The sequence below is a fragment of the Terriglobus roseus DSM 18391 genome (genome assembly GCF_000265425.1).
GTDB classification, from domain to species: Bacteria; Acidobacteriota; Terriglobia; order Terriglobales; family Acidobacteriaceae; genus Terriglobus; species Terriglobus roseus.
This window is the reverse complement of record NC_018014.1, coordinates 1,930,271-1,953,718: the sequence shown is the minus strand read 5'-3', so window position 1 is coordinate 1,953,718 and position 23,448 is coordinate 1,930,271. Positions and strand designations below refer to the sequence as shown.

The window sequence follows — 23,448 nt, the reverse complement described above, 5'->3', positions numbered from 1 at the left end:
CACCAAGGAGAGCCTTATGAACGCAAATGCCGGATGGATCATCCCTTTCATCATTCTGGGCGGCGCACTTCAGAGTTGCGGCGCGGCAATGAACGGTCAACTGAATAAGCATGTTGTGAACCCGTGGCTTGCCTCGGCAATCTCGTTTGCGCTGATTACGTTTTTCTTTGCCGGCGCAACATTGATCCATCCTAACCCGCTGCCTTCACAGCATGATCTCGCGGAACTGCCGTGGTGGGCGGTAGTCGGTGGACTGGTGGGAGCTGTTCAGGTGTATGCAGGACTTACGTTGGTGAATAAGGTGGGCGCCGGCCCATTTGTCGGGTTCACGGTAACCGCAGCACTCATCTCTTCCCTGCTGATCGACCACTTCGGCTGGTTCAGGATGCAGGCTCATCCCTTGAACACGGGACGCGTGGTGGGAAGCCTGCTGCTGGTTGGTGGGATCAGCCTGATCGCCAAGTTCTGAGTGCTTCATGTTCGAGGCGGACTCGTCGCTGCAACTTAGCGCGCGTCCGCCTTTTTCTTTGCTCGTCGACTAACGATCTTCCATTCCCGGCTCGAGCGGTAAGAAGAGTGTAAACACGGTGCCGATGTGTGCCCCCTCTTCCCTGCTGCGGGCACGGAGAAGGCCATGGTGCTTTTCGACGATGCCTTGTGAGATCCAGAGACCAAGGCCGGTTCCGTGAATTCCCTTCGTCGTATAAAAGGGTTCGAAGATGCGCTGGAGGGTGGACTCGGACATGCCGCCACCGGTGTCCGCGATGGTGATGCGAACGCCTGACTGTCCAGTACGCTGGTCAGTCGCAGCGCGACTGCGAATGCGCAGCGTGCCATCGCCACGCATCGCATCGATCGCGTTGCCGACGAGGTTATTGAGGACCTGGCGAATATCCCCCTCATAACAGACGAATGCAGGTTCACCGCGATGCTGCGAGATGGCGCGGACGCGCGCGTTGCGGAGCCGGCCTTCATAGAGTGCTAGCACTGGTTCAATCAGCTCACGCGGCGTAACGGAACGCGGACGCGTCGATTGCCGATGGAAGCGTAGGGTCTGGCCTGCGATCTGCGAGACACGCGCAAGTTCCTGCGATGCCTGCTCGATGTACTCGCGACCGGCTGCCGTTGTCTGCTCGCTGCGAGCGAGGTAGAGAAGGTTGGTCACGGCTTCGAGGGGGTTGTTGATCTCATGCGAGATGGAAGCTGCGAGGCGTCCAACTGCGGCAAGCTTCTCACTCTGAATGAGGGCTGCCTCAGCCTGCTTTTGAGAGCTGAGATCCGTCAGGAAGACTGCGATCTCTTCATGATCTGTCTTTTCCTGCGCTGGGATACGCACAGCACCAAGCAGGAGTGGGATGCGGCGCCCGTCGCGAGCGACGTACACCTTCTGATAGGGTTGCGCGACACCGACGGTTTGAAGTTCTTTGATCGCCTGCAGATCAAGCTCGGCATACTCGGGCGGTGTGAGTTCGTCCCACCGGATGACTCCCTGTTCCATCTCCTCGTGTGTGTAGCCGAGCGCTCGAAGGAGTGTGGGATTCATATACGAGAGGCTACCGCCAAGATCGCCGATGACGATGCCGACGCTCGCCTGCTCGATCAGTAGGCGAAAGCGCTCTTCGCTGCGGCGCAATGTTTCGGCTGCCTTGCGTTCTTGATCGACATCGATCACCGCAGTTACACCGCCCAGGATCTCGCCCTCTGCGTCCACAATTGGTGCGGCCGAGAGGCGAATCCACGCGGTTGTGCCGTCGCCGCGGTGGTAGAGGAAGTCTTCACCGGCCACCGGTCTGCCGCTCCGGATTGCGCGTGTTAAAGGGTAATCTTCGGGCGTCAACTTCCTACCGTCTGCGTGCCGTGTATCCCAATCGCTGTATGCGATGAAATTCGGTGTCGGCAACTCCTCATGCCTGAGAATCTGCGCGAGCATGGCATTGGTGAGGACCACTTCACCGTTCGCATGTGCGACAGCAACACCAACCGGCATGCTGTCGAGCACCGTGCGTAAGGTCTCCTGCTCGGCGCGCAACCTGGCGGCGTTTTGATCACGCTCGGCGATCGCATCCCGTACCTGGTATTGACGGCTACGCGCACGGACCGCAGCCTGCACACTGCTTAACAGTGTTGCCGTGCGGATGGGCCGCTCAAGAAGAATGGGTGCACCAATGGGAAGACGCTCACGCTCAAGTCGGCGTGTACGCTCGGTCTCTCTTCCGACTGTCGTCAAGATGAGGATCGGCAGATCAGACCACGAGGGCTGCGTATTTACAAAATGCGCCAGAGCCGCGATGAGAGCGGACGTCAGCGACTCCTCCGCAATCAACATGGGACCCACGTCATAACCGCGAGTCAGCAGCTGCAAAGGATCCGTGCAGGTCTCTGAAGCAATACTGTTCTGCCGCAGCAGGGCCAGGATTAATTCTGCATCGCGACCGCTGGGTGCGATCACTCGCACCACCATGCTCATACTGCGGTTCCTACACTGCGTTTGATCGCCATGAGAGTCTTAGACGGCATCCTGGCCGGGAAGCGGTCCGCCAACTGATGACATGGTTCCGTGAAGCGGCGAGGCGACGTTACCGCCAGCCTCTGATTCTGACAGCATTTGCGGCACACCTGTCAGGATGCCCTGGAAGTTAACCAGCGGCTCCCCAACTTCGATCGCGTTGGCCCCGAACGTCAACTCTCGCAACGTCCGCTCATGCGCGCCCACCCGTTGCTTCAGGACACTGATTACCTGACGTATGGCGCCCTTCGATTCGAAATAACGCATTAGAACGACCGTGTCTGCGAGATAACTGACATCGACCTGCGCGTGCATGGTGCCTACCAAGCCCTGCTGTGCAAGTACCAGCAGGGTGATCACGCCCTTCTGGTTCAGGAACGACAAAAGCTCATGTAGATGCATGACAAGGTCGCGCTCACCAGGCATGGAGTTCATCAGGCCGTTCAGGCTATCGATGACGACAACGCGGGTATCGTGCTCTTCGACATCGGAGCGAATGTCATGGATGAATTCCCCTGGCGACAGCTCAGCGGGATCGACCTGCGAGATGGACAACGTGCCGCGCGCCACCTCGACGTCGACATGCATGCCAAGAGCGTTGGCCCGGTCTTTCGCGGTGCGTAATACTTCGTCGAAGGTATAAACGATTGACCGTTGACCACGTGCTGCTGCAGCGTACGCAAATTGCATGGCGAGCGTCGATTTGCCGCTACCCGGTGGCCCGGTGAAAAGCGTAGAAGATCCACGAGCGATACCGCCACCAAACATTGCGTCCAGCTGGGTAAGTCCGCTGGCCATGCGTTCGCCGTCGAAGCTCTCACCGTGCTCTGCTGCGACGAGTCGCGGGAAGATCACCACACCTCCGCGCTGGATTACATAGTCATGGAAGCCTTCGCGGTAGCCTGATCCTCGCAACTTTACGATCTCAATTTGTCTGCGGGTCGCTCCGTAGGAACGGCTGATTTTTTCGAGCCGTATGACACCGTGCGCGATACTGTGAAGTTGAAGGTCTCGGCCATTGCCGGTCAGGTCATCCAACAGAAGGACCGTTGTCGACTTACCCGCGAAATACTGTTTAAGTGCCAACAACTGCCGCCGGTAACGCATGTTGTCTGAGGCGAGCAGACGGAGTTCCGACAAGGAGTCGATCACGAGGCGGTCCGGCTGGACTTCATCCAGAGTCGCGACGAGCTTCTCAACAGTGTCGGCCAACTCCACTTCACTAGGATGGAACACAGTGTACTGTTGCTCGGCGGAAAGGCTGGCCTCCGCTGGGACGAACTCTGCGATGGGAAGGTCAGCGGGATCCCAACCATGCGAGCGGAGTGAAAGCTCAAGCTCGGTACGCGGCTCCGAAAGAGTGATGTAAAGGCAACGCTCGCCATTGCGCGTGCCCTCCAGGATGAACTGCATGGCGAGCGTCGTCTTACCGGTGCCGGGACTACCTTCCAGCAGATACATCTGACCGGCAGGCAGCCCGCCCGACAAGATGTCATCAAGGCCGGGGGCGCCGGTGACGAGCCGCTTCAGTTCAAACGAAGGTGACATCCTTAGAGGATATCTTGCATCCGCTCGGCTACTAGAAATGCGGAGAGCGCTTTTCACTTCTGCATCTCGCTTCGGACGATATCGGCAAAGAATCTTTGACGATATGGAAAAACGATTGAGCGTCGCGTGTCGATGTAGGCTTCTCTTTTGCTGTCGAACATAACGCAATGCATCAACAGCGCTTTCTTGACGATTTCAGTGAGAGAGCTTCGATACGGTCGTGAGAGTAGCCGCGTCAGTAGTCGTCTCCTCTATCAAACCCTTCCCCCTCGCCCACGTCGGGGTCTGCATTCGCAGCGTTACGGTGCGGTCCTCTTGTGAGCCGGAGAGCGCCAGGTTCGCTGACGCTACTTTGGCTTTGCGCCCAACACTGATGTCGACCGTGCTGGCCGCGCTGCTGCCAGTAAGTGGAACAGTGAACGTCATCGCGAGAAAGTGTTTCTCCCCATCCACGGCGGGCGCAAATCGCACGCGGTCGATCGACCAGCTATCACCTGTTCGTTTGCAGTCCATGGTGAAGGCTGTCCGAGTCGCGAAGCGGTCGCTTCCAGTGATGACAAACTTCGAGCCCTCTACTCTGGTGATGCGCAAAGTGCGGTGGTTGCCGTGGTCGCCATCGAGCTCCCACGACTGGCCGGCCTTGAGATCGGTCGGTGCGGACACAACGGTCCACGTCTGCTTGCCTGGGACCAACACAGTCATGTGCGCGCTCAGCGATATCGCACCGTGATAAGCAACAAAGTAAGGTGGCTTCGAAATCTCTGTCCATACTTCAGCGGTACTCACTTTGTCGCCGATCTGCAGCGCAGTGCCCTCACCCGCGACTGCGGCCTGTTCGCGGTAAGCGAGGACAGGGACCGGCACCTGCGGCAACGGTGTCAGGCCGGCGCCCTGTTCCGAGATGTCGGAGCCTTGTACGAAGCGCCACTGCAACGGCTTGCCATCCACCAGCGAGAGACGAAGTGTGGAGGTAGCACCCACGTTTGTAGTCTCGGGCGCGTCGAAGGCTATCTGCGTTTGATAGGCTTCCTCTCCCTGTGCCTTTGCGTTCGCGACCAGTGCATCGGAGTTCGCATACACGATCCGCTTGCCGCTCGAACGATCCGTCAGGATGACGTTGTACAAGGGCTGCTTGGCAGTCGCATCGACGTCCAACTCAATCATGGAGTAGGGCAGCTCTGTTCCAATCCACTGGACATATTGAACGGGCCAGTACTGGTATTGCACCAGCAGCCCGGTCGTGGGTGGAGCAATGGTTTGCGCGGTCAGTGGAGCTGCGAGTAAAGAGGCAATCAGTCCGATTGTCAGCGTGTGTGCGAAGCGATTCATGGCGCAATCTCCTAAGGATTTGGGTGACAGGATTATGGGGCTAGAAGCTGTAGCGCAATCCAAGCTCTATGCGCCGCCCCGGATCGGCGGCGTAGGCACGGCCGAAGAGCGGCGAACCCAGAACACCTCCGACGGCGGTTGCGTTGGTGCGATTAAGGAGGTTCGTAGAGCGAAGATTGACAGCAAGGTTGGTTGCGTCGCTGCCGTGCCGATGCGGCATTGCAAAGCTTCGGCTGAGGTTCGCGTCGAGATGGATGTTCCACGGCAACGTACCAGCGTTCCGCTGAAGGTATCGTCCTGAACCTGCACCTGCCAGAGCGCCGAAGGATGTGCGATAGATGGTGCTCTCGGCACCGGTCGCATAGTGCGGACGATCATTCAGGATGCCGTCTCCATTAGCGTCGAAGCCCGTGGTGACGTTGTAAGGGTTGCCGCTGGCCGCGTCGAACTGCGTTGACAGCGCAAGACCTTTCGGCAGAGTGATGTTCGAGAAGGCGATGATGTGGTGTGTTGCAAGCCACGAGGGACGTGCGGTCTCTCCGATGTCCGAAGCACTGCTCTGCGGATATGCGTTCGCCGCGTCCGCGTTGGTGCGCAGATCCATACGGATGTAACCGGCAAAGATCTGTACACGGCGCAGGCTGTGCTGATCCAGTCCAAGGAACATGACGTTGCCGTGGATCGTTCCGGTCTGCTGATACTGATTGATGTTGATGTTGGCGGACGACGGCCGCGGTCCATTTGGCTGCCCGTTCAGCGGTGAGTTGATGTTGCGCGAACGGAGAAGATCCCACCCGCGCACCAGGTAAAGGTTGGCCTGCGCATGCCAGTGACCTGTGAACTCATGCTCGACACCAATGTGGGACTGCAGCGAAGGCGTCTGGCTCAACTCGGGCAAGGGTGCTCGCACGGTTGTGATCGTCGCCGTGCCAGTGGTGAGAGGTTGCCCATACACGGGACCGTAGATCTGAATCTGCCGCTGCTGCACACCGTCCAAGCGGTTCGCCTCCAAGACCGTCGCCGTGTCGATCGGGCTGAAGAAAAGCCCTGTGCGGGCATGTAGCACCCAGCGCTGTGCTTTGTCCGGTGACCATGCCAGACCCAGCCGTGGTCCCGCATTTTTTAGCGTGGTCGGCGAACTTTGCACGGCGTAACGCAGGCCATAGGAAAGCGAAAGCCGCGGTCGCAGCTTCCACTGATCCTGCGCGTAGAGCACAACACGAAGCTGGTTCAACGAGATGGAAGCGTTGCCGTCCGTGACGGTGTATAGCGTTGGCGTACCACCCGGAAGACCAAGCAGGGCGCGACGATACTGCTCCAGTCCGCTGATCGTCGTGGTTCCCACAGGGCCGCCGCCGAAGACATACTGGCCATTGAAATTTGTCGGCAGCGAATCGTTGAGCGTGGTGTTCAGGAGTTGCACACCGGCCTTCATGCTGTGTTTGCCACGCGTGTATAGGATGTCGTCGTCCATCTCAAGATCACGCTGATGGCTGCGCAACAACTGTGTTGTGGCGCCTCCACCGGTGAATGCTCCTGCGACTACAAGCGATGGTGCGCTGCTCTGTGGGGCATCATCGCGATTGCGCCACGTGTAGCCAATGCGGCTCTCATGGACGAGGCGCGCGGACAGAGTCTGAAGATCGGTGAAGCGGAGGGCATGCTCCTGCTGCAGGCTGTCATAGCCCGCCTGCTGAAGTACAGTACCGCCGACGCCCACATTGTGCAGCGAGTTCACGTTCGCCGAGTAGGTGGTTGTCACGTTGTTCTTCACGTTCGGCATCCACCCGAGACGTGCACTTCCTTCCCACAACGTCTGTGGCGTGGCGACGTTCGCAATCACATTGACGTTGTTTCCTGCTGCGTCGAGCGACACCGCATTCACCACGGCGAACTGGTCGATCTGCCGATGCTCCAGAGCGAGCGTAAAGTCTGCCTTGTTCTTTCGGATGGGACCGCTCAGCTCAAAGCCATAACGCTGTTTACCAATGGCAGCACGACTGAGGGCGAACGGGTCCTTTGCATTGAGGAAGCCAGTGCTTTGCGTCGTGAAGAGTGCTCCGTGCAGCCTGCTTTGGCCGGGCCTGGTGAAGATCTCGACGCGGCCACCCTGATAAGGAGGGCGCTCATACTCTGACGAGAACAGGTCTGGGTTGACGCGGATGAAGGCGATAGCTGACTTCGGCGGGATGCTGCCGCTGTTCTGAAATCCATCCACCGTAATGATGGCCTGCCCCGGCGCGCCACCGGCCGCGGCGGCTAACACCTGTAGTTGACGTGCGAACTCATCGGGATCGTCGGCCAGCTGCTTCAGGTCGTTGGCTTGGAGCGTCCTCGAGCCAGCGACATCCTCGCTGTCCACGCCGCTGGCATTGACCGCATCGACAACAGCTACCACCGACGATGGCTTCAGCTTCGTGGCCAGCATGTGCGCGCCGACACCTACCTGCGCCTGTTCCACGACTGCCTCAAAGCCGTCCGCTTCGATGGAGACGGTGTGCGATCCATCGACGACGCAGGCCGAATCAAAGCGTCCCTGCTTGTCCGTTCTGACAGGATCGCCAGCGTCCACTGCGACGACGGCGCCAACGATAAGTGCTCCCGTGGTGTCTCGCACTTCACCAGAGACGCGCCCTGAATGGGTCGCGCACTGTTGCGCCTGAACGCCCAGAGTCGCGGAAACCATTGCTGCTGCTATCGCCAAACGCATCGCCACTACCTCCACTTGCTGCACTCCCAGACTCCTGCTTCGCTGGAGATGCGGGCAGTGTGCGGTGTCAGCTGCGTCGGGTGACAGTTGTCACCATGACAAATGTCATGCGGAGGCCGTGACACTGTGGGCTGACGGCAAGCATGCGGATAGCGCATGATGATTGCGTATGCTTTCGCAGGATCAGAACCCACCAACCGGACATCCAGCCCTGCCGCGAGCCAACGCTCCAGCGGCCGGTGAGGCGTGGCGTAAGTCCAAAGGCAGCGCGCGCGCGTTACGCTACCTTTACCTGCTTTACACCTGCTTCTTCTTTATCGATCCCTACTACCGCCACTCGCGCGCGCACTGGTTGTGGTTCGGAGTCTTCTACGCTGTCTTCCTCACGCTTTACTTTGCGATCCCGCAGACAAAAGGGCGCGTGCAGCAATTGCTGTTCGTGCTCATGTTCGTCGTCGGCTTCGTCTACTTCCCCTATAACGAGAGTGCGTCCGGTGCCTTTGTCTACCCGATCGTCATGCTCGCCTTTGTCGTCCGCAGCACGCGGACCTACATCGGTCTACTTGCGGCAACTGTCCTCGGTATCGTGCTCGAGACTTGGCTATTTCACATGCCATGGTGGGCAGGTGGTTATGGCGTCTTCTTCTCCCTGGTTCTAGGCTTCAGCAACCTCTCCTACTCACGCCAGCAGCAGACCAGTTACATGCTGCAACGCGCCAACCAAGAGATCGAGCATCTCGCGCAGGTGGCCGAACGCGAGCGCATCGCGCGGGACCTGCATGACCTGCTGGGCCATACGCTGACCGTGATAGCCATCAAGTCTGAGCTGGCGAATCGCCTGCTCGAACGCGATCCGCAACGCGCGAAGCAGGAGATGATCGACGTGGAACAGACCGCACGCAAGGCTCTGGCGGAGGTACGCGAAGCTGTCGTTGGCTACCGATCCGAAGGCTTCCCGGCCGAGGTGCTCAGTGCACGTCGAACGTTGCAGTCGGCGAATGTGTCGCTGCAGACGGACATCGCACTGATCGAACTGACACCTGCCGTGACCAACGTGCTCTGCCTGTGCCTGCGCGAGAGCATCACCAACATCGTACGTCACGCGAAGGCGACGACGTGCCAGGTGCGACTGTCCCGCAACGCGCACGGGCTCGTGCTCTCCGTGGAAGACAACGGCGTCGGAGCGCGTGCGTGCGAAGGCAACGGCCTGCGCGGGATGCGAGAGCGCGTCGAAGGACTGCGAGGCAAGATGCGCATCACCAACGGTGTGGAAGGCGGAACGCATCTGATTGTCGAGTTGCCGGCAGCGCAACCCGTTGGAGACACCACGCTGCCGCTGCAGGAGACACACGCATGAGTGCAGCATCAACCGGCAAGATCCGCGTGGTCCTCGCGGAAGATCAGGCGATGGTGCGTGGAGCGCTCGCCGCGTTGCTGTCCATCGAGCATGACATCGAGGTCGTTGCTGCGGTTGCCGATGGGCAGGAAGCGCTGCGCGTCGTTGGCCGCGAGCGGCCGGACGTGCTGGTGACTGACATCGAGATGCCGCAGTTGACCGGGCTGGAGCTGACTGCTCGGGTGCGGGAGCTTTACCCGGAGACACGTGTCGTCATCGTGACTACCTTCGCGCGGCCGGGTTATCTGCGGCGCGCGCTGGATGCGGGCGCGCATGGCTACCTGTTGAAGGATCGTCCTTCTGCGGAGCTGGCTGATGCTGTACGGCGCGTGAACCAGTCCTTGCGCGTGGTCGATCCTGCTCTGGCCGCGGAGATATGGAACGCCGAGAACGATCCTCTGACGGATCGCGAGCGGCAGATCCTGCGCCGGGCCGGCGAAGGTGAGAGCACTGCCGAGATCGCCCGGTCGCTGCGGCTGTCGGACGGCACGGTGCGCAACTATCTGTCCGAGGCCATCGCGAAGATGGGCGCATCGAATCGCGTGGAAGCCTCTCGGCTGGCGCGTACGAAGGGCTGGCTGTAACGCTGCACTTCGCGGTGACGCTGGAAGGTGTTAGCCTTCTGGCCACGATGTCTCACCTGCTGCCATCGCCGATGACTCGCCGACGCTTCTGCGGTGGTGCGCTTGCCACAGCCTGCGCGACGACTCAGATCCTGCGTGCGCAGGTGGCGGAGAACATCCACTTCAACGTGGCTGAGTACGACCGCGCACGCATTCTGGCAGCGGCTGCCGATGCTTTGAAGCAGGCGCCGCAGACCGTTACGGCGACAGCGGCGCCTGCAAAGGCGCTGGAGCCGAACACCTACTACTCCGAAGATACCGAGTGGTTCCCCGCGGAGGGTGCGGCGAAGTCAGCTTACGAGCGACGCCAGGGCTACACCAATCCTCAGGCGTTCACTGCGCACCGCGATGCTCTGGTGCGGATGAACGGCATCGTTGCGGCGTGCGTTGCAGCTTGGCGGCTGACGGGCGAGGCGCCGTACGCGCAGCATGCGATGCTGCACCTGCGCGCGTGGTTCGTCGACGCTGCGACACGCATGGAGCCGAGCCTGGAGCATGCGGCGACGATTCCGCCGGCGAGCGATGGCCACTATCGCGGCATCGAAGAGACGGTCGCGCTTGCCGAGACCGTGCGTGCCGCATCGTTCCTCTGCGCTTACAACGGTGTTGCGACCGAAGATGAGGCCGCTGCGCTTCGCAAGTGGTTCAGTGACTTCAGCGCATGGCTGGACGAGTCGAAGAAGGGCATGATCGCTCGCGAGGCGAAGGATCGACTGGCCATCTGCTGGACGCTGCAGGCGGCAGAGTGTGCTCGCTTCACGCACAACAGCGCGCTGGCGCTGGAGTGTTCGCATCGCTTTAAAGACAAGCTGCTGCGGCAGATGAACTTCGACGGCGAGTTTCCGCTGGAGCTGCATCGCGCAGACGCCTACGCCGCCAGCCTGTTCACGCTGGACTGCCTGTCCGTCACGTGCGAGGTGCTGTCGACGCCGTTGGAGCGACTTTGGGATTACACACTGCCAGACGGGCGGGGCATGCGGTCGGCTGTTGCCTTCCTGTTTCCTGCCATGGAGAGTCGCGCCCGATGGAAGTATCCGGCGGACGCACGACACTTCACGGACTGGCCGGTGAGGCAGCCGTCGCTGCTGCTGGCCGGGCGGGCCTTCGGCCGAGGCGAATATCTCGACGTGTGGAAGCGGCTGCCTGTGGAGCCGAAGTCGGCTGAGTTGCTGCGTACCTTTCCGGTGCGGCAGCCTGCACTGTGGACGGTTCGTCCACCGGCGTGAAGGAGGGGGTAACCCCCTCCCCTGGAAACGCTAAAAATCAGATTCCAAAGGAGTTGACGTTTCCCGAATCGGCAAAAATCAGATTCCAAAGGAGTTACGCGCAGAAATTAGAAAACAAAGGACTTAGCCAGTTGCGCTATCGACGCACTGCACGCGTTCTTACCCACCTCTTTCTATTATAGAAATTCCCAGGTAATTACCCGCCAACTCTATCTTCAATGTTCTGAGTGAGATACCCCAGTCAGGGGCTTGACAGGTTTAAGCGAGGCCGCGAAGCGGACAATGGGGTAGTTTGGTTTTATGGCTTTTCTCTCCTCCGCACTGCGCACCCCCTTCCGCGCCGCTGCCTTCTCTGCTTCGTTGTTTGTTTCGGGCTTTGCCCCTGTCTGGGGCCAGCTCGCGCTCTTACCGGCACCGCGTGAGGCCGCACCGGCCCAATCTTTACCGCTGGCTGCGGGTGTCAGCGTCGTCTGCGCAGCGTGCGACGGGCAGGACAGCTTTGCTGCGGCTGAACTGACCCGCGGCCTTGCCGACATGGGCGTGACGACCACTCCCTCGGCAAGCGCCCACATTACGCTGTTGCGTGCGGAGAGCGCGGCTGGCCGCGAGGCTCTGAGTCGCGGCAGGATCACCTGGTCACCCGAGATGCAGGCCGAGGGCTACGCGATTGTGCCCGACGGCACGGGCGTCAGCGTTGTGGGTGCGACGCCCACCGGTGTGTTCTACGGAGCGATGACCGCGAAGCAGTTGGTCAGCGGCTTCGGCACGGCGGCGAAGCTACAGACGGCTACCGTTCGCGACTGGCCCGCCATGAAGTATCGCGGCGTGCATGACGATCTGTCGCGCGGCCCGGTGCCGACTCTGGAGTTTCAGAAGAAAGAGATACGGACCTTCGCGGCGTACAAGATCAATGTGTACTCGCCGTACTTTGAGAACACCATGCAGTACCTGAGCGATCCGCTGGCAGCACCGCCGGGCGGCACCCTATCGCCGGCACAGGCACGGGAGCTGGTGGCGTACGCTGCGCAGTATCACGTGACGATCGTGCCGGAGCAGGAGGCCTTTGGTCACCTGCACTACATGCTGAACGAAGAGCTGTACGCTCCACTGTCGGAGACGCCGAATGGCCACGTGCTGGCACCCGGGCAACCGGGATCGATCGCACTGACGAAGCGGATGTATGCGGAGCTCGCACAGATTTACCCGTCACCGCTGCTGCACCTGGGCGCGGACGAGACCGTGGAACTGGGTAAGGGACAGACGAAGGCCGCGGTCGATGCGCAGGGATTGGGCAAGGTCTACCTCGATTACCTGCAGAGCACGGTCGCCGCGCTGAAGCCGCTGAACCGCCGCTTCCTGTTCTGGGGCGACATTGCGATGAAGGAGCCGGCGCTGGTGAAGGCGCTGCCGCAGGACTTCAAGTCGCAGATGATTGCCGTCGCGTGGGAGTACAACCCGCATACGAGCTTCACGCCCTGGATCAAGCCTTACACCGATGCTGGCATTGAGTGCTGGGTGGCGCCCGGCGTGAATAACTGGAGCCGCGTGTGGCCCAACTTCAATAACACGCTGCCGAATATTCAGCAGTTCACGGCGCAGGGCCAGGCCGGCGGATGCACCGGCCAGCTGAATACCATATGGGAAGACGATGGTGAGGCGCTCTTCAACAACAACTGGTATGCCCTGCTGTATGGCGCGGAGGCCGCGTGGCATAAGGGCGAAAGCTCGATCCCGCAGTTCCAGGGCAACTACGGCCAGGTCTTCCATGGCGACGCCAGCGGCAAGGTGAATGAAGCGCAGCAGGAGTTGATGGCAGCGCATGCGGTGTTGAAGAACAACTTCAAGACGAGCGATGCCAGTGATCTGCTCTTCTGGATCGATCCGTGGAGCCCGGATGGGCAGATCTACGCGCCGAAGATCCGGCCCTACGTCCATGACCTGCGGCTGCATGCGGAGCGTGCGATCGTTCTGATCGCCGAGGCACGGGCACAGGGCAATCTGCGTGAGCAGGATGCACTGGATGCGCTGGACCTGGGAGCGCGCCGTATGGACCTGATTGGACTGAAGTTCCAACTGACCGACGATATCGCCATCGAGTATGACGCGGCGTATCGCCTACAGAACTCGCGGGATCGGGATGCACGCACGGAGATCGCACGGGATCTTGCTGACATCAATGCTGTGAATGGCAAGCTGCAGGACTTCCGCAACAATTACTCGTTGCTGCGCGATCTGTATGAGGCGGCGTGGCTGAAGAGCAACCGGCCATACTTCCTGCGCAACAACCTTGCGCGCTACGATTTCACACTGAACACGTGGTTCGCACGTATCGACAAGTTCCGCAGCGCCCAGCGGCAGTGGGACCGGACGCAGACTCTGCCGCCCGCGTCAGATATCGGCATTCCCGCGCCGCCGGTGGCGGCACGATGAGCCTACCCATGAATAAGACCCCGCGAGCAATTACGGCAAAGGCACTGATCACACCGGATGGCGTGATCTCCCACCCACTGGTTCTTCTGAAGGATGGCCGCATCGAGAGCATCTCGACGCAGGCCGCCGGCGAGGCCCCGAAGGATACGCTGCATCTGCCGGAGACCACGCTCTCCGCGGGTTTCCTGGACGTGCATGTGCACGGTGCGGGCGGTCGCGATGTGATGGAAGGTTCCGCCGAGGCGATCGATACGGTTGCGCGGACGCTTGCGTCGTATGGCACGACACGTTTCCTTGCCACCACCGTGACGGCGACCGTGGATCACATCCTGTCGGCGCTCGACACGATTGCAACGGCCATTGAGACCGGACCGTCCTCGCCGGAAGCAGCAACGCCTATCGGTATCCATCTGGAGGGGCCGTTCCTCTCGCATGCCAAGCGCGGAGTACACTCGCCGGCGTTGTTGCAAGCACCGTCCATTGAACTCTTCGACCGCTTCGTAGAGGCGGCGCGTGGGCATATCTGCCTGATGACGATTGCGCCGGAGTTGCCCGATGCACTCGATCTGATTGCACATGCCAGCGGCAAGGGTGTTCGTGTGAGCCTGGGTCACAGCGATGCCGTGGCTGCGGTCGCCCGTGCCGGTATTGCTGCCGGTGCTGTCTCTGCAACCCACACGTTCAACGCCATGCGCGGCCTGACCCAGCGCGAACCCGGCATGCTGGGCGTGGTGCTGGATGCGGACGAACTGTACGCCGAACTGATCTGCGACGGCATTCACACGACGCCAGAGGCCGTGCGGCTTTGGCTGAAGATGAAGGGCCTGGATCGCGCGCTGCTGGTGACGGACGGCATGGCTGCAACCGGCATGCCCGACGGCGAATACCTGTTGGGCGACATGCTGGCGGTGGTGACGAACGGCGTGGCGATGCACGATGGTGCGCTGGCCGGCTCTGTGCTCACAATGGATAAGGCCGTGGCGAATGTCCAGGCGTTTACCGGCATCGATCTTCCGTCGGCAGTCTACCTTGCGTCGAGGAATCCGGCGGCGATGCTTGGCCTTCCCGCAACCAGTGAGTGGGCAGACTTCAACCTGTTCGACGATACGGGCCAGCGTACCGGCACGATCCTTCGCGGGCGCTTGCTCTCGGTCTAAGGAGCCGAGAGTGGCCCGCTCGCAGTAAACTCTCACGTATGCCGACACGGCTTCATGCCTTTGACCTTGTCCTGATCGTCGTTTACCTGCTGGGCATTACGCTCTTCGGCCTGCGCTTCCGCAAGTCCGGCGATAAGAGCCTTGCCTCGTACTTTCTTGCCGAACGCAGCGTGCCCTGGTGGGCGATTGCGCTATCGATTGTGTCGGCGGAGACGAGTACGCTCACCATCATCAGCGTGCCCGGCATTGCCTTTGGCGGTAACTTCACCTTCCTGCAGCTGGTCTTCGGCTACATGGTCGGCCGCATCGTTATCTGCATCCTGTTCCTGCCACGCTACTTCGATGGCGAGCTGTTCACCGCGTACCAGTTGATCGACAAGCGTTTTGGCCGGGTGCTGCATAAGGTGACGGCTGGTCTGTTTCTGCTGACGCGTGCCGCCGCCGAGGGCGTGCGTGTCTATGCGGTCAGCATCGTCGTTGGCATCGCCATCGGAACGAATGATATTGCCAGCATCGTGATCATCAGCCTGCTGACGCTGCTCTACACCTTCGAAGGCGGCATGGCTGCCGTGATCTGGACAGACGTCGTGCAGATGGGCCTATACGTTGCAGGCACCGTCATTGCACTGTTTACGCTTGGCTCGAAGATCGATGGCGGATGGACGACCGTACATGCCATCACGGGAGCGGCGGGCAAGCTGCAGGTCTTCAACCTGGGCTGGAATCTGACGACGACCTACACGTTCTGGGCGGGCCTGATCGGCGGCGCGTTCCTGACGATGGCGTCGCACGGTACGGACCAGTTGATGGTGCAGCGCCTGCTGGCGGCGAGGAACCTGCGCGATGCGCGTGTGTCGCTGCTGGCGAGCGGTGGCGTGGTCTTCCTGCAGTTCACACTCTTCCTCGTTATCGGCGCGGGCCTGTTTGTCTTCTATGGCCAGCACCCGGCGTTGCTCACCGTGAAGGGATCAGACCGGCTCTTCCCTGCCTTCATCGTGCAGCAGATGCCGGTTGGCATTGCGGGCCTGCTGATCGCGGCGATTCTTGCGGCGGCGATGTCGAACCTGTCCGCGGCGTTGAACTCGCTGTCGTCGACGACCATCATCGACTTCTATCTGCACATGAAGCCGAATGCCACCGACAAGGAACGCAACTTCCTGTCGCGCGTTGCAACCGTCTTCTGGGCGGCGATCCTGATCGGCATCGCTATCTATTCCGTGCAGGCCGGGGGCAAGGGACACGTGGTGGAACTGGGACTCTCCATCGCGTCGGTCGCATACGGCGCGCTGCTTGGCGTCTTCCTGCTGGGTACCCTCACGAAGTATGCGACACAGGCCGGCGCAGTCACGGGTCTGGTGGCCGGCTTCGCGTTGAATCTTGCTCTCTTTCTGCCAACCATTCTGCCGGTGCCGTCGCTGCACATTCGAGGATTCATGCTGTCGAAGATTGCTTACACCTGGTACGTTCTGCTGGGCTCGGTGACCACGTTTGTTGTGGGATCGGTTGCGAGCCTGGTCATGAAGCATAAGCGCACCGCCGTTGCGGCCGTTCTGCTGGTGCTGGTCGCTGGTGCAGGATCTGCGAGTGCGCAGACGTATAACTTCAGCGAAGTCGATACGGTCATGCAGGCAGCACTTGCTGCGAAGCAACTGCCCGGCGGCGTGGTGGTTGTGGGCAGTGGCGGCAAGGTTGTCTTCCACAAGGCCTATGGCAATCGCGCGGAAGATCCTGCGATCGAAGCCGCGACGGAAGACACCATCTACGACATGGCATCGCTGTCGAAGTGCATCTCGACCTCTGTCGCAATTATGCAGATGTACGAGGCGGGCAAGCTGCAGTTCGACGATCCGGTGGTGAAGTACCTGCCGGAGTTTGCACCCAACGGCAAGAGCAACATCACCGTTCGCCAGTTGCTGACGCACTACAGCGGCCTGAAGGAAGATGTGTCGCTGACCGATGCGTGGAGTGGCAAGCTGGAAGGTGTGAAGCGTGCGATGGAATCTGCGCCTTACGGGCCGCCGGGGCTGACGTTCAAGTACTCGGATATCAACTTCATCACGCTGGGAGCGATCGTTGAGAAGCTCAGCGGCGAGCCGCTGAACGTCTACGCGGCGAAGCATATCTTCGCGCCGATGGGGATGGTTCACACCACTTACAATCCCTTGGTCAGCCTGAAACCGTTGATCGCTCCGACCGCGCACAACGACGACAAGCCTATGGCCGACGATCGCATGTTGCGCGGCGAAGTGCACGATCCGACGACACGCCGCATGGGTGGCGTCGCGGGTCATGCGGGTGTCTTCTCCAGTGCGGCAGATGTGTCGCTCTTTGCGCAGGCACTGCTGGACCGGCTTGCTGGGCGTCCGAGCACGTTCCCGCTCAAGCAGTCTTCGCTGGAGTTGATGTGCCGTCCGGAACAGCCGACGGGCGCGAAGGCTCTGCGTGCTTATGGATGGGATGTTGATTCGCCGTTCTCGCGGCCGCGCGGTGAGATCTATCCCGTTGGGAGCTTTGGGCACACGGGCTTTACCGGCACCAGCATCTGGATGGATCCACGCAGCGACAGCTACGTGATCCTGCTGGCGAACGCAGTGCACCCGCGTGGTCGCGGCGCCATTACGCCGTTGCGCGGCAAGCTGGCTACGGTGGTGGCACGTGCGCTGCAGTTGGATAAGCCGCTGGCTGACAAGCCGACACTGACCGGGATCGATGTCCTGGAAGCGACGAACTTTCGCACGCTGTATGCGCTGCCTTCTCGGACGGCGGGACACCTGAAGCTGGGTCTGCTGACGAACAATACGGGACTTGATCGCAACGGCAAGCGCACCATTGACGTGCTGGCGGCGCAGAAGTCGAAGGGACTTGAGCTGACGACGCTGTTTGCGCCGGAGCATGGCATTTTGGGCGCGGAGGACAAGGAAGGCCTTGGCAACGCGGTCGATGCGGCTACGCGGCTGCCCGTCGTGTCGCTGTATGGCGCAAAGCTGGAAGATCGTAAGCCGAAGGCGGAAGACCTGCAGAAGCTGGATGCGATCCTGATCGATCTGCAGGATGCGGGCGCGCGCTTCTACACGTATGAGACCGAGATGGCGTATGTGCTGGAGTCTGCTGCGAAGACCGGTACGCCCGTGGTGGTGCTGGATCGGCCCGCGTTGATCAGCGGCGTGATGGTGACGGGTCCGAAGAGCGATCCGGGGACGGAGAGCTACATCAACTATGGCGATGAGCCGATGTCGCTGGGCCTGACGATGGGCGAGCTTGCCGGGTACTTCAATGGCGAGCGGCATCTGGGTGCGAAGTTGACGGTTGTTCCTATGCAGCACTGGCAGCGGGGACTCTGGTATGACCAGACCGGTCTGCCGTGGGTGAATCCTTCGCCCAATCTGCAGAGCTTGTCCGCAGCGACTACTTACACGGGCGTCGCGTTTGCGGAGATGTCGAATCTTTCGGTTGGACGTGGCACCGATGCTGCCTTTGAGCAGGTGGGTGCTGCGTGGATTGCGAACGATGCGGAAGCGCAGAAGCTGGCTGACACGCTGAACGCGCGCAAGCTGGTTGGCGTTACCTTTGCTCCGGTCACGTTCACGCCTGCAAAGCCTTACCCGTTTGCAGGGCAGACGATTCATGGTGTGCGCGCGACCGTCACCGATCGCACTCGTTTCGACGCTCCCGCGATGGGTGCGGAGTTGCTGGGTGCGGTGCATGCGCAGTATCCGACTGCGTTCTCGTTTGCGAATGCAAAGCGGATCATTCTGAACGATGCCACCATGCAGGCCCTCGCCGCTGGCAAGGACCCGCATGACATCGCCGCGGCCTGGGAGCCGGAGCTCTGGAAGTTCCGCGAGCGCCGGCAGCAGTACCTGCTGTACGGGTACCTGCCCACTGCGGAGGTTCCGGAGGCTGTGATTCCGGCGAAACGTCCGCGCTGATTACAGGCGTTCGGTTGCGAGCTCCGGTAGCAGGCGATTGATGAGGCCGTAGTTTACGGCGGTCCAGAACTCTGTGACCTCACCGGAGGCCGCGGCTTCATCGGCTTCGATCGTCGCGTAGTCGCTTGTGAGCAGGTAGTCTTCGACATCGTTCACTGAGGCGAAGGAGAGGATGGACATGCTGTCGATGACACTGCCCTCAGGGTCCTTCTGCGTCGATCCAATGTTGAGCAGTTGCGCGTAGCGGCGAACGTAGGTGTGCGTGGCTGCCTTTGACATCAGCAGTTCCGCATGCTTGTGGAGCATGTGCTGCTGGAACTGATCGCGCGACCAGTCCTGGCGGCGCTTGTGGATCTTCACGAGGCTGAAGGCGTCCCGGTGTTGCGCGCTTGGGATCAGGATGTGCTCTTCGCAGATCTCGCGCGTGACCATGCGGAAGGCGACCTGCTCGTCCGCGATGATGCGTTTCGCGTATTGATCCTGATCCTGCAGCGTCGCTTCCATGTCGGCTTCGCTGGCGTATGCGATGTAAGCAAGGCCATCCCACTTGGGACGCGCAAACTTCGGCACATGGGCTGCGGGGTCACTGACGAGCTTTCCTGCGGTGTCGATCATGGCGCGATAGGGCGGCCGGAAGTAGGTCGAAGGGCCGGAGGGCAGCCGGTGTAACTGGTCATAGCGCAAGACCATGTGCGATGTGCTGCCCGGCTCCTCATAGGCGAACTTGGGCCCGTGAACCTTGCGCCAGTACTCATCCCACCGTTCATAAGCAAGGTTGGGATTGGGTTCGATCGCGAGCTTCTCTGGATGCTCTTTCGGGTGCTTCACCTCACTGCCCTTCCGGTCGACGGACGAGCCCTCGTCATGCGACCGCAGGGCGTGCGGGGTGTCGTCCACGCGGGAGACGAGTGTCCCCGTGATGATCAGCGGCTTGCGTGTGGTGCGCAGCGCCGGGTCATACGGGGGCCGTTGCAGATTGTCGGCTCCGGTCAGGCTGGCAGTGTCTTTGGGTTCGGGCATTTCGTGTCTCCAGGGTGATGCTTCACGCGATAGGACGCGGAAGGACTGCCGGAGACCGCTCTGGAATGGTCGACGTTTCGCGCCGCCGACGCGGTGATACGGTATCGATGCTTACTGCTCGAGGTTGGAGAAGGCTTCCGCGGCGCTCTGCACCATGGACTCTGCCTGGCCATCGGTGGCGTTGCGCAGCATGGGCGCCATCGCCCGGCCCACAAGGATCAGCAGCGGCGCTGCACCCGGCTTGAGGTCGCCGAAGTCCTGCAGTGTGGACGCGTCTGCACGCTGCTGTGGCGTTGCGGCCTTTGAGATGGCGACACACGGCATGTCGGCGGCGACACCGTTCCTGTGCAGCTCTGCCGCGAGTGCCGCGAGATCCCGTCCCGGCATGTAGATGGCGAGCGTTGCATCGGCGGGCAGCGGTCCATCCCACATGGGTGGCGGAGCGGACTTATCCGCGGCGTGCTGGCCTGCGATGAGGATCAGCTTGGAGGCAGTGCGGCGATCGGTCAACGGCAACTGCAGCGCAGCTCCCGCAGCAAAGACAGCGGAGACGCCGGGCACAACCTCTGCCGGAATGCCCGCCTGTCGCAGTGCATTAAGCTCTTCAGCAGCACGTCCGAAGACCAGCGGATCACCCGACTTCAGACGCACCACGCTCAGGTTGCGGCGAGCGGAGTCGATCATCAGGTCATGAATGCCAGCCTGCGTGATTCGAGGACGCCCGCAGCGCTTGCCGACGCTGGTGATCAGGGCATGCGCATTGGCGAGGGCAACAACGGCGTCGGGAACAAGATCGTCATGCAGAACGACATCAGCCGTTGCAAGCAGGCGCGCCGCGCGGACCGTGAGCAGGTCGGGATCGCCCGGTCCTGCGCCGACGAGATAGACCGTTCCCTTCTGCGCATCGCGACTCATGGCAGAGTTCCCTCAGCGGCTAAAGCCGCCTTCTCTTCGTCCGGGTGGATGGCATGGCTAAAGCCATGCCCCTCCGAAAGCGGCACGGCATTGGTGACAAGGGTGACGTTTTGGCCTTCCGGCGGGGCGTCGTTGGATATCCGTAACTCCTGCGTTTCCATCAACTGTGGATTGCGCTGCGGATAGTGCTGCCGTGCATGGGCGCGAGCCATCTCACGCGACGGGCATGCCTCGGCGCCGCAGACTTCGCGCTGCGCCAGTTGATGCAGCAGCATCTTGCGCGGCTCGCCGAGCGGTTCCATGCCGATGACTTCGCGGCGCAGTCGCCCCAGTTCCATCAGCCACGGGCCCAGGTCCAGCGGCAGTTGTGCGTTTAATTCCTTACGCAACCGCTGCGCCAGTGCCGGGCTCTCGCCTGCGGTCGAGATGGCAATCAGCAGGTCGCCACGCTTCACGATCGACGGAAAGTAGTAGTCGCAGTAAGGCGGATCGTCGATCGCGTTGACGAGAATATTGCGGCGCTCGCAACCGGCGAAGACAGCGCGATTCACCTCCGGCACATCGGTGCCGGCGACGACGAGGAAGTTGCCATCGAGATCGCTATCTACAAACTCGCGCAGGTGGAGCTTGATCTCGCCGTTCTCAGCCTGGCGTTGCACCTGGGCCGAGATGCGTGTGGCGACCACGGTGACATCCGCATCCGCATCGAGCAGGCTCTGAATCTTCGACTCCGCAATCGAACCCGCACCGACGACGAGGCAGCGGCGGCCGGTGAGCTTCAGGAAGATTGGAAAGAGTGACATCCGTTACCTCTCTACGGCTTCGGTCTTCCACTCATGACGACGTGCTGTCATGAGTGGGAGACCCATTTGCGAAGGCAGTTCTACGCGTCCGCCGGCGGACGTCCGCTTGGCTTGTCGCGTTCCACTGCTGCAACGACTGCGCCAGCAAGCTGACCGCGAAGTTCTTCATCGCTGAAGCGTGCGAAGTACTGCCGCAGATTCTCTTCCGGCGAACGGTCCTTCAGGTACGTCTTCAGCAGGCGTTCCATCGCAACAGGCACTTCCGTTGCGGGCACGCGGTATCCAACAGCGCGCGCGAAGCCTGCATGCTTGCCAAGCGCTCCGCCCAGGCAGAAGTAGAAGGCATCCACCATCTGGCCTTCGTGCTTGATCTTCTTGCCCTCAAGGCCGATATCCGCGATCCATGCCTGGCCGCAGTTGTTGGGGCAGCCGGTCACGTTGATGCGCAGTTGCTGGTCGAAGTTCGGCACGCGGTCTTCCATCTCGTCGACCAGCCAGCGTGCAAAGCCCTTCGTCTCCGAGATGGCCAGCTTGCAGAACTCCGTGCCCGTGCAGGCCACGGTGCCGCGCCAGAAGTTGGTCGCGTCCACATGCAGATCGAGCGCGTTGATGCGTGCGATCAGCGCCTGCACCTTCTCGTTTGGAACATTTACGATGATGATGTTCTGTTGAATGGTGCAGCGCAGATCGCCGTTGCCGAATTCGTCGGCCAGATCGGCCAGCGTGCGCAACTGGCTCGCGTTCAGGCGGCCACGCAGAACGGTGATGCCGACGGACGAAAGACCATCCTGCTGCTGCGGCAACACGCCAGTGTGATCGCGGAACAGATCATCCGGCACGATCTCATCGGGCGCGGGATCAAGCTTGTAGCCGAGCTTGCGCTCCAGCTCCGCGAGGAAGGTCTCGGCTGTCCAGCCGTCCTTGATGAACATGAACTTCATGCGGGCGTGCGTGCGGCTCTCGCGCAGCGTTCCCTGCTGGTCACGGAAGATCTCGGTGATCTTGTAGCAGACCTCTTCCGCCTCTTCGGGCTTGATGAACGCGTTCAGACGGATTGCAAGATGCGGATCCTTCGACAGGCCACCAGCCACGCGAACGGAGTAGCCGACCTCACGCTTGCCGTCGACAGTACGCTCCGCACCGGTCAGCGCGATGTCGTTGATCTCCGGGTAAGAGCACCACTCGGGGCAGCCGGTGATGGTGATCTTGAACTTACGTGGCAGATTGACGAAGTCCGGGTGCGCCGTCAGGTGCGCGCCGACGCGCTGTGCCAGTGGCGCAGCGTCGATCAGCTCATGCTTGTGCAGGCCAGCCAGCGGGCAGCCGGTGACGTTACGGACCACGTCGCCGCATGCGCCCTTGGGCGTAAGGCCAACGGCTGACAGCGCATCCACAACCAGCGGCAGCGACTCGATCGTGAGCCAGTGAAACTGGATGTTCTGGCGAGTTGTGATGTCAGCCAGGTCGCGGCCGTGATCGCGCGCAATGTCTGCGATGACGCGGGTCTGGTCGCTCGTGAGGATGCCATTCGGAATACCGACACGCATCATGAAGTAGTCGGTGACCTTGCCTTCGCCACCCACACCGCCGACGGCGCCCACGCCGTCACCCTGCGTGTAGATGCCCCACCACTTGAAGTAGAAGTTGGCCCAGTCCGGCATGACAGCCTCGCGACCTTCGCGCGCAAACTGGCGAACCTCTTCCCATGTCTCCCACGGGTTCTTCTCAAGCTTCAGGCGCTCACTCTTCTGCGCCTTGGTTTCCTTCACGGGCTTCAGGGGAGCTGCAGTTTCGACGGGCGTTACGATGTGCGCTGCGTTGGTCGGGTTCTGTACTTCGTCTGCCATGCTTCGGTT

Annotated in this window: 15 protein-coding genes; 7 read left to right on the top strand and 8 right to left on the bottom strand. The window is 61.1% G+C overall.

Annotation, left to right across the window (positions count from 1 at the left end):
• The first annotated feature begins 16 nt into the window (after positions 1-16).
• Positions 17-469 carry a DMT family transporter gene (locus tag TERRO_RS08215; RefSeq protein ID WP_014785539.1) on the top strand — a complete coding sequence of 151 codons (453 nt, stop codon included), beginning with the start codon at positions 17-19 and terminating at the stop codon, positions 467-469.
• Between the two features lie 69 nt (positions 470-538).
• Here the strand turns inward: TERRO_RS08215 and TERRO_RS21955 are convergent, their stop codons facing one another.
• The 4 genes from TERRO_RS21955 to TERRO_RS08195 all read right to left on the bottom strand — a co-directional run bounded on the left by TERRO_RS21955 (position 539) and on the right by TERRO_RS08195 (position 8,093).
• Positions 539-2,467 (bottom strand): PAS domain S-box protein, encoded by a 1,929-nt coding sequence (locus tag TERRO_RS21955; RefSeq protein WP_014785538.1) that lies wholly within the window; start codon positions 2,465-2,467, stop codon positions 539-541.
• A gap of 39 nt (positions 2,468-2,506) precedes the next feature.
• The gene (locus TERRO_RS08205; RefSeq protein ID WP_014785537.1) at positions 2,507-4,054 is read right to left on the bottom strand and encodes a DUF7125 family protein; all 1,548 of its coding nucleotides are present in this window, start codon (positions 4,052-4,054) and stop codon (positions 2,507-2,509) included.
• Positions 4,055-4,249: 195 nt separating this feature from the next.
• On the bottom strand, positions 4,250-5,383 hold the full coding sequence (locus tag TERRO_RS08200) for a hypothetical protein (protein WP_014785536.1): 1,134 nt from the start codon (positions 5,381-5,383) through the stop codon (positions 4,250-4,252).
• A 40-nt stretch (positions 5,384-5,423) separates the two neighbouring features.
• A complete protein-coding gene (locus TERRO_RS08195) occupies positions 5,424-8,093 on the bottom strand; it encodes a TonB-dependent receptor (protein WP_041592517.1) in 2,670 nt (889 codons plus the stop codon).
• Positions 8,094-8,262: 169 nt separating this feature from the next.
• Between TERRO_RS08195 and TERRO_RS21950 the strand changes: the two genes are divergently transcribed.
• From TERRO_RS21950 to TERRO_RS08165, 6 genes are all read left to right on the top strand, one after another.
• Positions 8,263-9,450 carry a sensor histidine kinase gene (locus tag TERRO_RS21950; protein ID WP_014785534.1) on the top strand — a complete coding sequence of 396 codons (1,188 nt, stop codon included), beginning with the start codon at positions 8,263-8,265 and terminating at the stop codon, positions 9,448-9,450.
• Positions 9,447-10,073: a response regulator transcription factor gene (locus TERRO_RS08185; RefSeq protein ID WP_014785533.1), complete on the top strand. Its 627-nt coding sequence runs from the start codon at positions 9,447-9,449 to the stop codon at positions 10,071-10,073. Before TERRO_RS21950 ends, TERRO_RS08185 begins: the two co-directional genes overlap by 4 nt.
• A 47-nt stretch (positions 10,074-10,120) precedes the next feature.
• Positions 10,121-11,338 (top strand): alginate lyase family protein, encoded by a 1,218-nt coding sequence (locus tag TERRO_RS08180; RefSeq protein WP_157178292.1) that lies wholly within the window; start codon positions 10,121-10,123, stop codon positions 11,336-11,338.
• A gap of 300 nt (positions 11,339-11,638) precedes the next feature.
• Positions 11,639-13,768 carry a glycoside hydrolase family 20 zincin-like fold domain-containing protein gene (locus TERRO_RS08175; protein ID WP_014785531.1) on the top strand — a complete coding sequence of 710 codons (2,130 nt, stop codon included), beginning with the start codon at positions 11,639-11,641 and terminating at the stop codon, positions 13,766-13,768.
• Positions 13,769-13,776: 8 nt separating this feature from the next.
• Positions 13,777-14,925, top strand: a complete 1,149-nt coding sequence (nagA, locus tag TERRO_RS08170) for an N-acetylglucosamine-6-phosphate deacetylase (protein WP_041592516.1) — start codon at positions 13,777-13,779, stop codon at positions 14,923-14,925.
• Between the two features lie 38 nt (positions 14,926-14,963).
• Complete coding sequence (locus TERRO_RS08165) at positions 14,964-18,854, top strand: sodium:solute symporter family transporter (RefSeq protein ID WP_014785529.1); 3,891 nt, start codon at positions 14,964-14,966, stop codon at positions 18,852-18,854.
• Here the strand turns inward: TERRO_RS08165 and TERRO_RS08160 are convergent, their stop codons facing one another.
• The 4 genes from TERRO_RS08160 to TERRO_RS08145 form a co-directional block, all read right to left on the bottom strand.
• Complete coding sequence (locus tag TERRO_RS08160) at positions 18,855-19,874, bottom strand: EthD domain-containing protein (protein ID WP_014785528.1); 1,020 nt, start codon at positions 19,872-19,874, stop codon at positions 18,855-18,857.
• Between the two features lie 111 nt (positions 19,875-19,985).
• Positions 19,986-20,789 (bottom strand): uroporphyrinogen-III C-methyltransferase, encoded by an 804-nt coding sequence (gene cobA / locus TERRO_RS08155; RefSeq protein WP_014785527.1) that lies wholly within the window; start codon positions 20,787-20,789, stop codon positions 19,986-19,988.
• Complete coding sequence (locus TERRO_RS08150) at positions 20,786-21,592, bottom strand: precorrin-2 dehydrogenase/sirohydrochlorin ferrochelatase family protein (protein WP_014785526.1); 807 nt, start codon at positions 21,590-21,592, stop codon at positions 20,786-20,788. The genes cobA and TERRO_RS08150 overlap by 4 nt, the downstream gene beginning before the upstream one ends.
• Before the next feature lie 80 nt (positions 21,593-21,672).
• Positions 21,673-23,439 (bottom strand): nitrite/sulfite reductase, encoded by a 1,767-nt coding sequence (locus tag TERRO_RS08145; protein ID WP_014785525.1) that lies wholly within the window; start codon positions 23,437-23,439, stop codon positions 21,673-21,675.
• Positions 23,440-23,448 lie beyond the last annotated feature (9 nt).

Coding starts and splice junctions, on each gene's coding strand:
- TERRO_RS08160 (WP_014785528.1), bottom strand. CDS start 19,874: ATGCCCGAACCCAAAGACACTGCCAGCCTGACCGGAGCCGACAATCTG.
- TERRO_RS08145 (WP_014785525.1), bottom strand. CDS start 23,439: ATGGCAGACGAAGTACAGAACCCGACCAACGCAGCGCACATCGTAACG.
- cobA (WP_014785527.1), bottom strand. CDS start 20,789: ATGAGTCGCGATGCGCAGAAGGGAACGGTCTATCTCGTCGGCGCAGGA.
- TERRO_RS08165 (WP_014785529.1), top strand. CDS start 14,964: ATGCCGACACGGCTTCATGCCTTTGACCTTGTCCTGATCGTCGTTTAC.
- TERRO_RS08205 (WP_014785537.1), bottom strand. CDS start 4,054: ATGTCACCTTCGTTTGAACTGAAGCGGCTCGTCACCGGCGCCCCCGGC.
- TERRO_RS08200 (WP_014785536.1), bottom strand. CDS start 5,383: ATGAATCGCTTCGCACACACGCTGACAATCGGACTGATTGCCTCTTTA.
- TERRO_RS08150 (WP_014785526.1), bottom strand. CDS start 21,592: ATGTCACTCTTTCCAATCTTCCTGAAGCTCACCGGCCGCCGCTGCCTC.
- TERRO_RS08180 (WP_157178292.1), top strand. CDS start 10,121: ATGTCTCACCTGCTGCCATCGCCGATGACTCGCCGACGCTTCTGCGGT.
- TERRO_RS08195 (WP_041592517.1), bottom strand. CDS start 8,093: ATGCGTTTGGCGATAGCAGCAGCAATGGTTTCCGCGACTCTGGGCGTT.
- TERRO_RS08175 (WP_014785531.1), top strand. CDS start 11,639: ATGGCTTTTCTCTCCTCCGCACTGCGCACCCCCTTCCGCGCCGCTGCC.
- TERRO_RS08215 (WP_014785539.1), top strand. CDS start 17: ATGAACGCAAATGCCGGATGGATCATCCCTTTCATCATTCTGGGCGGC.
- TERRO_RS21955 (WP_014785538.1), bottom strand. CDS start 2,467: ATGAGCATGGTGGTGCGAGTGATCGCACCCAGCGGTCGCGATGCAGAA.
- TERRO_RS08185 (WP_014785533.1), top strand. CDS start 9,447: ATGAGTGCAGCATCAACCGGCAAGATCCGCGTGGTCCTCGCGGAAGAT.
- TERRO_RS21950 (WP_014785534.1), top strand. CDS start 8,263: ATGCTTTCGCAGGATCAGAACCCACCAACCGGACATCCAGCCCTGCCG.
- nagA (WP_041592516.1), top strand. CDS start 13,777: ATGAATAAGACCCCGCGAGCAATTACGGCAAAGGCACTGATCACACCG.